The sequence below is a fragment of the Streptomyces sp. NPDC055287 genome, assembly GCF_053646035.1.
In genome coordinates this window covers 18,062-30,918 of sequence record NZ_JBSHNE010000040.1, presented here as the reverse complement: position 1 = coordinate 30,918, position 12,857 = coordinate 18,062, and the positions used below count along the sequence as shown (strand labels likewise).

Annotated in this window: 9 protein-coding genes; 5 read left to right on the top strand and 4 right to left on the bottom strand. The window is 73.0% G+C overall.

The window, feature by feature from the left end:
• Positions 1-45: 45 nt before the first annotated feature.
• The 4 genes from ACWIHY_RS33995 to ACWIHY_RS33980 are packed head-to-tail and all read right to left on the bottom strand — an operon-like array spanning position 46 to position 3,615.
• On the bottom strand, positions 46-915 hold the full coding sequence (locus ACWIHY_RS33995; protein ID WP_454380237.1) for a 5-oxoprolinase subunit C family protein: 870 nt from the start codon (positions 913-915) through the stop codon (positions 46-48).
• A complete protein-coding gene (locus ACWIHY_RS33990) occupies positions 912-1,529 on the bottom strand; it encodes a 5-oxoprolinase subunit B family protein (protein ID WP_454380260.1) in 618 nt (205 codons plus the stop codon). The genes ACWIHY_RS33995 and ACWIHY_RS33990 overlap by 4 nt, the downstream gene beginning before the upstream one ends.
• 5 nt (positions 1,530-1,534) lie before the next feature.
• Positions 1,535-2,341, bottom strand: a complete 807-nt coding sequence (locus ACWIHY_RS33985) for a LamB/YcsF family protein (protein ID WP_454380235.1) — start codon at positions 2,339-2,341, stop codon at positions 1,535-1,537.
• Positions 2,338-3,615, bottom strand: a complete 1,278-nt coding sequence (locus ACWIHY_RS33980) for an MFS transporter (protein ID WP_454380233.1) — start codon at positions 3,613-3,615, stop codon at positions 2,338-2,340. The genes ACWIHY_RS33985 and ACWIHY_RS33980 overlap by 4 nt, the downstream gene beginning before the upstream one ends.
• Positions 3,616-3,785: 170 nt before the next feature.
• Between ACWIHY_RS33980 and ACWIHY_RS33975 the strand changes: the two genes are divergently transcribed.
• From ACWIHY_RS33975 to ACWIHY_RS33955, 5 genes are all read left to right on the top strand, one after another.
• Positions 3,786-4,499 (top strand): GntR family transcriptional regulator, encoded by a 714-nt coding sequence (locus ACWIHY_RS33975; protein WP_454380231.1) that lies wholly within the window; start codon positions 3,786-3,788, stop codon positions 4,497-4,499.
• Between the two features lie 92 nt (positions 4,500-4,591).
• Complete coding sequence (locus ACWIHY_RS33970; protein WP_454380229.1) at positions 4,592-6,118, top strand: hypothetical protein; 1,527 nt, start codon at positions 4,592-4,594, stop codon at positions 6,116-6,118.
• The gene (locus ACWIHY_RS33965) at positions 6,115-6,723 is read left to right on the top strand and encodes a hypothetical protein (protein WP_454380227.1); all 609 of its coding nucleotides are present in this window, start codon (positions 6,115-6,117) and stop codon (positions 6,721-6,723) included. Before ACWIHY_RS33970 ends, ACWIHY_RS33965 begins: the two co-directional genes overlap by 4 nt.
• Positions 6,720-7,691, top strand: coding sequence for a hypothetical protein (locus ACWIHY_RS33960; RefSeq protein WP_454380225.1), 972 nt, complete (start codon positions 6,720-6,722; stop codon positions 7,689-7,691). Before ACWIHY_RS33965 ends, ACWIHY_RS33960 begins: the two co-directional genes overlap by 4 nt.
• A 95-nt stretch (positions 7,692-7,786) precedes the next feature.
• Positions 7,787-12,790, top strand: a complete 5,004-nt coding sequence (locus tag ACWIHY_RS33955) for a hypothetical protein (protein ID WP_454380223.1) — start codon at positions 7,787-7,789, stop codon at positions 12,788-12,790.
• The last annotated feature ends 67 nt before the right edge of the window (positions 12,791-12,857 follow it).

Below are 12,857 nucleotides of genomic sequence, written 5' to 3'. Positions count from 1 at the left end.
GAGGCCGACCGCGGGGCTGCCCGGGACTCCTGGGGCCCGACGGCCTCAGCGCCTCCCGGCGGGGACGAAACGGATCGGTGTACCGGGCGCGGCCTGCGCCGCCGCGGCGAGGTCCCGCTCCCTGACGACCGCGATCACCGGATATCCCCCCGTTGTGGGGTGGTCGGCCAGGAAGATCACAGGGCGCCCGTCCGGGGGCACCTGCACGGCGCCGAGAACCATGCCCTCACTGGGCAGTTCACCGTGCACTGCGCGCTCCAGAGGGGGGCCGTCCGTGCGCAGACCGATGCGGTTGCTCGCGGAGGAGACCCGGTAGACCGCTGTGGTCAGGGTGCGCTGTGCCCGTGCGGTGAACCAGTCCGTACGCGGTCCTGGACCGGCCCGCAGCACTAGTTCGCGCGGGGGGCCCTGCCACGGCACGGCATCGGCGTACGCGGGTTGCCCCGGTCCGCCGCCCAGCGCCAGCACCGCACGGTCGGTCAGGGCAGCGGGCCCCAGCCCGGACAGGAGATCGGTCGAGCGGCTGCCCAGCACGGGCTCACAGGCGATGCCTCCGGCGAACGCGAGGTAGCTCCGTACGCCGCTCGCCGCGTGTCCCAGTTCCAGTACCTCGCCCGCCGCCACGCGCACGGGTGCGCCCCACGCCGCGGGGCGTCCGTCCACCGTGACCCGGCACGGGGCTCCGGTGACCGCCACGGTGACCGCGCAGCGGGGTCGTACCGCACAGCCGTTCAGTGTCGTCTCCAGAACGGCCGCCTCCACCGGGTTGCCCACCAGCCGGTTCGCGAGATCGCTCGCCGGCCGGTCCAGCGCACCCGAGCGGGGCACCCCGAGATGCGCGTGACCGGGCCGCCCCCGGTCCTGTACGGACGTCAGCGCACCCGCCCGTACCACCGCGAAAGCCCGGTCCGTCACAGCTCCTCCGGCACGAAGCGCACCCGCGCTCCCGGAGTGAGCAGCGCGGCAGGCACGCGCGCGTGGTCCCACAGAACGGCGTCCGTCGAGCCGATGAGCTGCCAGCCGCCCGGGGAGGAACGCGGATAGATCCCGGTGTACTCACCGGCCAGTGCCACGGCACCCGCAGGCACCGCCGTGCGCGGCGTGCCCCTGCGGGGTACGGCGTACCGCTCCGCGAGACCGGTCAGGTAGCCGAACCCGGGCGCGAACCCGCAGAACGCCACCCGGAACACCGCCGCCGAGTGGATCGCCCCGACCTCCCCGGACGGCACGCCCCACAGCCCGGCCACCGTCGCGAGATCGGGACCGTCGTATCGCACCGGGATGTCGATCACGCTCCCGGCGCCGGAAGCGAGCGCCGGGATCTTCCATCGGGCCAGTCGCTCCGCGAGACGCTCCGGGTCTTCGAGGCCGTCGAGGAGCACGGTGCGCGCAGCGGGGACGATCTCCCGCACAGCGGGAAGCGAGCCCTCCGCGCGACGCCGCAGCAGCTCGGCATGGAGGGCCTCCGCCGCCTCACCGCTGTCGAGCTCGACCAGCAGGGCGCTGTCACCGACCGGCAGCGCCCTCATGGGGCTCATACGAAGGCCTCCACACGAACGCCGGCCGACTCCAGGCGTTCCCGTACACGGCGGGCCAGGCCGACGGCGCCGGGGGTGTCACCGTGCAGGCACAGCGAGCGGGCGCGCACACCGACCGGGCGGCCGCAGCGCGAGGTGACGACGCCGAACCGGGCCATGGAGACGGAACGTTCCACGACCGTTCCGGGGTCGGTGACAACGGCGTTCTCCTGTGCGCGCGGAACGAGCGTCCCTTCCGCCGTGTACGCGCGGTCCGCGAACGCCTCTGCGACGACCGGCAGCCCGGCCTTGGCGGCGATGTCGAGGAACCGCGATCCGGGCAGCCCGAGAACCGGCCGGTCGCCACCTGCCAGCAGCACACCGTCGACCACGGCGGCGGCCTGTTCCTCGTCGCGCACCACACGGTTGTAGAGCGCGCCGTGCGGCTTGACGTACGAGACGCGGGAACCAGCCGCTCTCGCGAACACTTCCAGCGCTCCGATCTGGTAGGCGACTTCGGCGGCGAGTTCGTTCGAAGGGACGTCCATTGAGCGCCGCCCGAAGCCGGCCAGATCGCGGTACGAGACCTGGGCGCCGATCCGCACGCCGCGCTCGGCCGCCAGATCGCAGACGCGGCGCATGGTGGCTGCGTCACCGGCATGGAAACCGCAGGCGACGTTGGCACTGGTGACGACGGAAAGGAGCTGTTCGTCGTCGGTCAGCCGCCAGCGCCCGAAGCCCTCCCCCAGATCGGCGTTGAGATCGATCGAAACAGAGGCCGTGTACACATCCGCTTCCTCGTCGGTCCGAGCACGAGTATTCACTGGAGCTCCCTTCCGCGCGTCTCGGGAAGCCCGAACAGAGCCAGTACAGCGAGCCCGTAACCGATCGCGCCGAAGATCAGCGCGCCGCCCACTCCCCAGCTCCCCGCCAGGAAGCCGACCAGAGTCGGGAAGAACGCCCCCACGGCACGCCCCGTGTTGTACGTGAAGCCCTGGCCGGTCCCGCGAACGGCCGTCGGATAGAGCTCACTGAGGAACGAGCCGAAGCCGCTGAAGATCGCCGACATGCAGAACCCCAGCGGGAAGCCGAGCACGAGCACCACATTGTTCGCCCCCGAGGGGATGTTGGTGTAGGCGACGATGCATGCTGCGGACAGGAACGCGAACAGGGCGATGTTCTTCTTGCGGCCCAGTTTGTCGGTCAGGTAGCCGCCGGTGAGGTAGCCCATGAAGGCACCCGAGATGAGGAAGGTCAGATAGCCGCCGGTGCCGACGACAGTGAGACCCCGCTCCGTCTTCAGGTAGGTGGGCACCCACGTGGCGAGGGTGTAGTAACCGCCCTGGACGCCGGTGGAGAGCAGCACACCGAAGAGTGTGGTGCGCAGCAGGTCCTTCTTGAAGATCGCCGTGAACGAACCCTTGTCGCTGCTCGCGAGACGCCGCTGCGCCGCTTCCGGAGCGTCGCTGACATGACGGCGTACATAGATCACCAGCAGCGCGGGAAGCGCACCGGTCCAGAACATCACGCGCCAGGCCGTGTCAGGGTCCAGGAACTGGAAGACCACCGTGTAGACGATCACCGCGAGCGCCCAGCCGACCGCCCAGGCGCTCTGGATCGCCCCGAGCGTACGGCCGCGGTGCCTTGCGGAGGCGTACTCGGCGACCAGGATCGCGCCGACCGCCCACTCGCCGCCGAACCCGAGGCCCTGGAGCGCGCGGAAGACCAGCAGCGTCTCGTAGTTGGGCGCGAACCCGCACAGCACGGTGAACAGCGCGTACGTGATCACTGTGATCATCAGCGCCTTCACGCGGCCGATGCGGTCGGCGGCTATGCCGGCGACGGCTCCGCCGATCGCGGAGACGACCAGGGTGACGGTCGTGAGCAGGCCGGTCTGCCCGGTGCTGAGGCTGAAGTACGCGGAGATCGCCACCATGCTCAGCGGCAGCGTGAAGAAGTCGTAGGAGTCGAGGGCGTAGCCGCCGAACGCCCCGCCGAAAGCGCGGCGCCCGCGCGGGCCGAGGGCGCGGAGCCAGGCGAAAGCGCCGTTGTCGTCGGGGAGTTCGTTCTGCTGCGGCTGTGTCTGGGTGGTACTCATCTGCACCTCGCGGAGGGGGAGGAGGGCGCTGGAGACCGTGCGGTGACGTCAAGGTAGGGGATTGTTGAACGATCCGACAAGAGTCATGTCGGTTCGTTCTTGCTTCTACGATGGACATCGCGCGCCCGGTGATATCGGCCGGTGCGGGAGAGCCGAAGGAGACACGCGCTGTGAGGACGACGCAGTCCGAGGTCGGCGGGCTGGCCGACGACCGCCCGCTGCTGGGCCGCACCAGCACGGCGGAGCGAGTCGCGGACATCCTCCGCACCCGCATCGCCGAGGGCTACTTCCCGCCCGGGGAGCGCCTGTCGGAGGACGGCATCGGCAAGGCGCTCGGCGTCTCGCGCAACACGCTGCGCGAGGCGTTCCGGCTGCTGAGCCATGAGCGGCTGCTCGTCCACCAGCTCAACCGCGGAGTCTTCGTCCGGGTCCTCGCCGTCGAGGACGTAGAGGACATTTATCGCATAAGGCGGTTGATCGAGTGTGCCGTCGTCCGCGGCCTCGGCGCACCGCCCTTCCCGCTCGACGGCCTCGACAAGGCGGTCGGTGACGGCGAACGGGCGGTCGGCCTGCGGGAATGGAAGGGCGTATCGACCGCCAACATCCACTTCCACCGCGAACTCGTCGCCCTCGCCGCCAGCCCCCGCACCGACGAGCTGATGCGCAGCGTCCTCGCCGAACTGCGCTTGGCCTTCCACGTCGTGGCCGATCCGCGCCGGCTGCACGAGCCTTATCTCGTACGAAACCGGGAGATTCTGGATTCCCTGCGCGCGGGCGACAACGCGGCCGCCGAACAGCTGCTCGCCGGCTATCTCGACGATTCGCGCGCTCAGCTCGTCGACGTGTACGCACGCCACATCGAGACCGGGAACTGGGAGACGTGAGGGGCTTGCGGCCCCGCTGATCCGGCCCTGCGGGTGGGGTCGCTTCTGCGCCGTTTCCACCGTTGTCAGTGCGAGGACCTAATCTGTGCCACGTGACTTCGCCTGCATCGACGGAATTCGTTCCGCCCCAGCTCAGCGCGGGGCCGCGCCCCGCACAGGGCCCGGCCGCCGACGAGGGGCTCGCGCGGCGGCTCCGCGCGCTCGCCTGCACCGCGCCGCTGCACGATCTCGACGTGCGCAAGGCGAATCTCGCGGGCGAATACTCGGTCTACGCCATGGCGGAAGTCGCGCTCGCCGCGATCGACCTCGTCACCCTCAACATGGACTTCGACACGGGCGCCGACCACGAGCAGATAGTGGCCAGGCTGCTCCCTCGCGTCGGGGCCCAGGCCCCGCGTCGCCCGCTCGCCGAACACGAGCGTGTCGCCCGCTGGGTGCTGGAGAACCTGATCAACGTCGGCAGCGTAGATCGTGGCTTCCGTGCGGTTTACGGCACATTCGGCCCAGATGGGGCTTATGTGCGCAGGGATTACGACTTCAAGCTCATCGAGGAGGTCCCCGGATACGGCGGCAGCGTCTATCTGCGGACCACCGACGAGGCGGTCAACGTCCTCGTCGGTGCCCTCGACACGGACGTCACCAGCGCGCAGATCGCCGCCGAGGTCAAGCTCGAAGTGCTGATCAGCCGTGGCCGGCTCGCCGACGCCCAGCTCGCCGCCGAGCAGGCCCGCTACCGGACCGTGCAGTACGCCGAGACGCTCCGCAGGACCCTGGAGGCGACCCGGCGCAACGTGCGCGCCGTCGACTGGCTCAACGCGGTCCCGGACATGATCGCCGAGGCGCTCGACCATGTCGCCGACCGCTACCGGCACGAGAACGCCATCCTCACCAACATCCGCAAGGCGCGGGACGAAGCGGAGGAGCCCGAGCACAAGCGGCGCGCCGCCGAACTCGTCGACATCGTCAAGGACTGCATCCGCAGGCACACGCAGCTGCAGTCCAGGCTGCTGGACGCCGGACCGCTGTTCCGCGCCGAGCAGGACCGTCAGGCCTTCGCGACACCCACGGCGCGGGCGGGACTCGACCTGTACGGCCAGCTCGTCGCGCCGCTGCTGCCGCTGCCGGTCGAGCAGGCGATCCGGGTGACCGACGCCTTCTTCGCGCACGGCACCGGCCTGCGCACCCCCGTGTCGGTACGCGTCGGGGACCTGGTCGACATACTGCTGACCCCGCCGGTTGAGCGGGAGCACCTGGGCGCCGAGATGCCGGAGCCGGACCTGATCGCCACGCCCGACGACAGCCGGTTCAGCGAGGAGCAGCTGGCGAACGCCATGGAGCTCCTCGACCTGCCGCACGACGCGCCGCGCAGGCTCTCGGGGCTGCTGGCCGACGCGCGGCGCCGCGACCCCGAGCTGCCGTACCTCGTCGCACTCCTCGCGGTCCACGCGGCGAGCCCGCCGGTCGGCACGGCCTACCGGCAGGGTGAGAAGCGCCTGCTGTTCGCGGTGGACGACGGCACCGAGCTCGACGACCCGGAATTCGGCGGCGCCGACCTGATAGTGGGCATGGCGCTGCTGGATGCCGCCGGGATGACCGCGGACCGGACGGAGGCGGCATGACGACGAGACACCACGCCGATAGCGGCGCTTACGGCGCCGACGTCTCCGTACCTGGCAGGTCCGTCACGGCGATGGCACGGCAGCCGGCCTTGGCGACACTGGCCGCGGGCGGTTCCGGGCGGCCCGCGACGGCACGGCCCGCCGGTCGCGCGCCGTGGGCGGAGGCGACGTACGTACACGCGCTGCGCCGCCACGGGCTGTGCGGCTTCGTACCGCGCGAGCGCGTGCTGTGCGGACACGCGCCGTACGGGCATGCGCTGTACGGCCGCTCGCCGGCCCGGCGCGAGCGTGCGTCGTACGGCCACGAACCGTGCAGGGCCGCTCCGTGTGGTCGCGTGCTGCGCGCACGCGCCCCGCTCGGGCGCGCGCTCACTGGCCGCGCACCGCACGATGAAGCGCCGCTCCGGTGCGCACCGCGCCCCGACGCGCCGAGCCGCCGGACACGGCTCGACCACGTGTCGCCGCTGCGCCGGACACCGCACGGGCAGCCGGCGGGCGGCGCCCACAGCGCCGTAACCGGAACTCCCGGTGCGCCGGACCCAGGGCGCGCCATGCCGTCCCCACCCGAAACCCAAGACTTCCGTACCGAGGAGCAGCAGTCGTGAGCGACCACCGCGCAGAGCACGCCGACGCGTGGGGCGGGCGAGCCGTCGGCGACGCCGCCGTCGCAGACGAAACGGCCTCCGCGGCCGCCCCCGGCGGGGCGCCCGCGACCGCCCCCTCTCCTGCCGCGCACGGCGCCGTCACGCACCCCGTCACACCCGCCGACGCGGCCGACGCCGCCCGCCTCGTGTCCTTCGGGCTGCAGCCCAAGCTGCTGCCCGCCCGCGACATGGAGTACGCCGACCTCCTCCGCCGGTACCGCGAAGAACCCGCCTTCGCCCGGCTCGCCGACGCCGTCGCGACCGGCCTCGGGCTGATCGTCCTCGAAGTCTCCCCACGTGCCGGCATGGCCGTCTCCGCCGGAGAGGACTCGGTCTTCGCCGTACGCATGGGCGACTACGCCCGCCGGGCCTCCGCCGACTCCGCCGACCGGTTCCTGCACGGCCTCGCCCACCTCGCCGTCGCCGCGCTGGCCTTCCCCCGCCCCGAAGACCTCGCCGACGACGGGTACATCGGTCGCATAACGGTCAACGGCGTCGACGCTTTCGTCCGCCAGGCCTGCCGCCGCCTGGAGGAGCACGCCGACGAGCAGGGCGAGAACACCGACCCGGCCACCGAGGCTCCCGGCCTCGAAGCCGCCTGGAGGATCTACGCCCGCCGCAGCGCGACCGGTGCCACCAAGGACGCGCGACGGCTGGCCGGTTCCACCACCGGCATCGTCGGCAAGGCGGTCGCCTTCCTCACCGACTCCGGCTTCCTGCACCGCACGGGCGACGACGCCGGAGGGGCTTACCGCACCACCGCCCGCTACCAGTTGCAGGTCCGCGACATGGCGGGCAGCGCCGCCATGGCCGAGCTGCTGGAACTGGGCGTGGTGCCGGTGACCGACGGCAGCGCGACGCTCGTGCCGCCGTCGGACGCCGACGACCTCGAACTGACCGCCGAGGCCGGCCTGCCCTTCCACGCCTGACCCCCGGCCGGCCGGCGTCGACGGAGAGTCGACGGTCCGACCGGCCGGCCGCCGAACACCTGCCGCTTCACGACTTACGACGAGAGTCCGCCGCCATGTACGAGTTGTCCCGGGTCCGCCTCTACTCCATCGGGCCCGCCGGTGCGCGCTACGCCGACACCGTGCTTGACCTGCGCGGAGTCGGCGAGCCCGTGCCCAACCCCGCCCCCACACAGGCGGAGTTCTTCCAGGAGGAGCCGGTCGGCCCGCCGCGCCGGCCCGCGCCCGCCGGCGTGCTCTTCCTGGAGAACGGCGGCGGCAAGTCCGTCCTGCTCAAGCTGATCTTCTCGGTGATGCTGCCGGGTCACCGGAACACGCTCGGCGGCGCGAGTTCCGGCGTACTGCGCAAGTTCCTGCTCGCTGACGACTGCGGCCACGTCGCGCTGGAGTGGCAGCACACCAGGACCGGCGAGTGCGTGGTCGTCGGCAAGGTGAGCGAGTGGCGCGGACGGCAGGTGTCCAACGACCCGCGGAAGTTCGCCGAGGCCTGGTACTCCTTCCGGCCGGGCCCCGGACTCAGCCTCGACTCGCTGCCGGTCGCGGAGTCTACCGCCGTCCGTCCGTACGGCGAGGGGGTGTCGGGCGCGCAGGGCCGTCGCCGCACGATGAAGGGCTTCCGCGACGCGATCACCGACGCGGGCAAGGCATACCCGCATCTCGACATCCACTGGGAAGAGATCCACGACCGCTGGAACGAGCACCTCGGCGACCTCGGACTCGACCCGGAACTCTTCCGCTACCAGCGGGAGATGAACGCCGACGAGGGCGAGGCGGCCGGCCTCTTCGCGGTCAAGAAGGACTCCGACTTCACCGACCTGCTGCTGCGCGCCGTCACCGACACCCGGGACACCGACGGCCTCGCCGACCTCGTCCACGGCTTCGGCAACAAGCTCGGCCGCCGGGCCGAACTCACCGCCGAGCGGGAATTCACGGCAGGCTCCGTCGACCTGCTAGGCCGCATCGTCGACGCCGCCGAGACGCGCGTGCGCGCCCGCGACGTCCACGCGGGCGCCGAGCGCAGGACCCGTACGCTGGCCCGCAGGCTCTCCGCCCGGGCCGGCGAGGAGCGCGCCCGTACCGCCGAGCTCGCCCAGCAGGTCACCGCCACGGCGCACATCGTCACCGAGGCCGAGCAGGCGCGCAGCCGCAGTTCCCTGATCGCCAGTGAACTCGCCTACCGGCACGCCTCGCTGGCCCTCGCCGCCGCCGAGAAGGCGGCGGGAGCGCAGCGCCGCGAGCTCGCCGACGCCCGCACGCTGCACGCCGCCTGGCAGGCCGCCGAGGCCGTACTGCGCCACCGCGCCGCCGCGGACCGCGCCGCGCGGGTGGCCGTCGCCATCCGCGAGGCCGAGCGGGACGCCGCCCCGGCGCTGGCGGCCCGTGCCACGGCCGCCGGTGAGCTCGTACGGGCACTGCACGCGGCGGCAGAGGACGGCGAGCGCGTCGCCGCCGAGGAGGAAGAGCGCTCTGCCGCCCTCCAGGAGGCGGGCGAGGCGGCGCACCGCGACGCCACCACGGCCGCGACCCAGGCACAGCGTGCCCGCAGCGAGGCCGGACACCTGCGCCAGCGACTCACCGAGGTGGAACAGGAGACGGCGGAGGCGGTACGCGCCGGATGGCTCGACGACACGGCCCCGGACGCCGACCCCGCCCGCGCCGCGCTGGCCGCGACCGACGCGGAGAAGACGGCGGTCGCCGCCTGGGACACGGCGCGCGAAGCCGCCGGTGCGACGGCCAACCGGGCGAAGGAGGCCGCAGGCGCCGAGGCCCGCGCCGAACTGGGGGCGGCCCGCGCGGCGGACGCCGCACAGAGCGCTGAGCACGCGTACGAGGCGGAGCGCCGAGCGGCGGAGTCGCTGGCGGCGGAGGACCGCCTGTCGGAACTGCTCAGTCTGCCATCGGCCGTTCCGACCGCCGGCAAGGGCGTACCGCAGCCCCGCCGGGGCGCGGGCGCGACGGACAGCAGGGCGGCGGCGCGAGCCGTGGGCGCCGACGGCCGTCCGCCGCGGCAAGGAGTACACGGCACTGTCGGGGACCCGGCCGACGGCCCCACCGGGCCGGAAGCGGGCGCTGACCACGGCGCATCCACTCGGGCCGGCGACGACGCGACGTGGACCGACGACGGCGCCGGGGACCGCCTGGCGGACGACCGGCCTATGGACGGGCCCGGAGACGCGAACACCGACCGAGGCGCGACCGGAGACCGTGACGCAGCCGGCCGACGTGATACGGCCGACGGCGCTGCCACCGGCACCGCCGCCCGCACGGATGCCTTCGGCCGCCCCGCCGCATCCGCGCACTCCGTCCGCTCCCGCCGGCGTTCCGCCGGAGGACCGCTCACCGTCGAGGAGCTGGACCGTAACGCCGAGGATCTCCTCGTCCTCCTCGACCAGGGCATCACGTCCGCCGAACGACAGCTCTTCGAGCTGCGTACCGCCGCCGCCGACGACGCGCGCATCCTCGGCGCGCTCGGCGACGGCGGGCTGCTGCCCCCCGGCCCCGACGTTCTGGCCACCGTCGAGTTCCTCGGCGAACACGGCATCCCCGCGCTGCCGGGCTGGCGTTACCTCGCGCAGGCCGTCGACCCCGCCGACCACGCGGCCGTGCTCGCCGCCCGGCCCGAACTCGTCGACGGCGTCGTCATCACCGACCCCGACGCGCACGTCAGAGCCCGCGAGGCACTCGCCGGCGCCGCGCTGCTGCCCCGCTCGGCCGTCGCCGTCGGCACCGCCGCCGCACTCCTCGCGCCCGTCCCGGCTCCGGGCGACGCCCCGTCCGGCCGCGCCGACGTCTTCCTCGTACCGCCGAACCCGGCGATGCACGACGAGCACGCGGCCGACGAGGAGCGTCAGGCGCTGCGCGCCAGGGCGACCGCCCGCGACGAGGAGATCCGCAGGCTCGCGGCCCGGCTGACGGGAGACCGCACGCTCGCGGCCCGTCTCGGTTCCTGGCGTGCCGACTGCCCGCCCGGCATGCTGGCCGAGCTGGAGGAGACGGCCAGGACGGCAGGTGCGGCGGCCGAGGCAGCCGAAGCCGTGCTCGCCGAGGCCCGCACGGTACGGGCCGAGGCCGACGAGGCCGCGGCCGACGCCGCCCGCATCAGGGACGAGCGGCAGGACGCCGCCCAGCGTGCCCGTCGCGTGGCCGATGCCCTCGCGGGCCTCGCGTACCGCCTGCGCGAACGCGCCGGCTGGCTGGTCAAGGTACGCGAACTGACCGATGAGGCAGCGGAGCTGGAGGCCAGGGCGACGGTCTGTCTGGAGCACGCCAAGGCGGCCGACGAGGACCGCCGCGCCGCCCAGCGCGCCGCCGACGACGCCCACCGGACCGCGCGCACCCTGCGCGCCGAGCGGGCCGAGATCGCCGGCGCGCCCGAGACACTGCCCGAGCCGGACCAGGACGCACCGCGCGTCGCGCTGCCGGCGCTGCGCGAGGCCTACCGCGCTGCCTCCCAGCTGTACGAGAAGGTCGGCGTCGGCGCCGACCTGCGCGCCGAGCAGGCCAGGGCGGAGAGCGACGAGAGCGCCGCCCTCGCCGAACTCAACCGGCTCAGCAACAAGGTCCGCACCCGGGCCGCCCTCATGCTGGAAGGCACGGACGGCGCCGACGGCCCGTCCCGTCAGGCCGCCGTCGCCCGCGCCGAATCACTCGTACAGATGCTGGAGTCCAGGGCCTCCACCGCGAGCGAGCAGCTCGGCAGGCTCCGCGGCGAGGCCGAGCGCCTCGCCCCGGAGGACGGCACGGCGCACACCGAGCTGCCCGACGACCTCGTGCCCGCCGACGCGGAACACGCGCAGACGCTCCTGCGCACGGCCACGTCCGAACTCGCCTCCCGCACCGACGCGCTGGACTCCGCCCGCGCCGCTCACGCCGAACTGCTGCGGGCACACCGCGCGGCCGAGGACGCGGCGGGCGGTTTCGACGAGACGGCGGCGCTGCTGCGCGACCTGCTCAGGGACCACCAGCAGGAAGACGAGGGGGCCCAGGAGCCCGATCCGTATCCGGGCACCCTGGAGGAGGCGCGGCAGTCCGCCGTCGAGTCCCGCCGGCTGCTGCGCGGGTGCGCGTCCGACCTGTCCGGTGCCGAGGCATCGGTGCGCGAGGCGAGCGATGTACTCGTACGGCATGCCAACTCCACGCGGTACGAGCAGGTACGCACCCCCGCCCGCCAGCAGATCCGCGAGCTGCCGGCCGCCTCGCTGCCCGAGCACGCGGCGGCGTGGGCGGCGGCGTTCGAGCCCCGGCTGCGGGTGCTGACCGACGAGCTGGCGCAGCTGGAGCGCAACCGCGACAGCATCGTCGACCGGCTCCGGGGTCTCGTCGAGTCGGCCCTGGCCACACTCCGCTCGGCCCAGCGGCTCTCCCAGCTGCCGGAAGGGCTCGGGGAATGGTCCGGGCAGGAATTCCTGCGGATCCGCTTCGAGGAGCCGGACCAGGCGACGCTCGTCGAGCGGCTCGGCCAGGTCATCGACGAGGCGACCAGCGCCGCACTCAAGAAGAACTCCGACCTGCGCAGGGACGGAATGTCACTGCTGCTGAGGGGTGTTCAGGCCGCGCTCCAGCCGAAGGGCATCTCGGTCGAGATCCTCAAGCCGGACGCCGTACTGCGCGCCGAGCGGGTGCCGGTCGGGCAGATGGGCGACGTCTTCTCGGGCGGCCAGCTGCTCACGGCCGCGATCGCGCTGTACTGCACGATGGCCGCGCTGCGCAGCAACGACCGAGGCCGTGACAAGCACCGGCACGCGGGCACGCTGTTCCTCGACAACCCCATCGGCCGTGCCAACGCCACGTATCTGCTGGAGCTCCAGCGAGCCGTGTCCGACGCTCTCGGTGTGCAGCTCCTCTACACGACGGGGCTGTTCGACACGACCGCGCTCGCGGAGTTCCCGCTGGTCATCCGGCTGCGCAATGACGCCGACCTGCGGGCAGGGCTCAAGTACATCAGCGTGGAAGAGCACTTGCGGCCGGGACTTCCGCAACAGGACCCCGATGGCGAGACGGTGCACGGCGAGATCACGGCGACGCGGATGTTCAAGCGCACGCCGACGCCGGCGGAGTAACGCGAACACAACGCGCGGCCTGGCGGGCCTGCGCAGGCGGGCCGACAGGTCGGGCTCGGACGGTCCG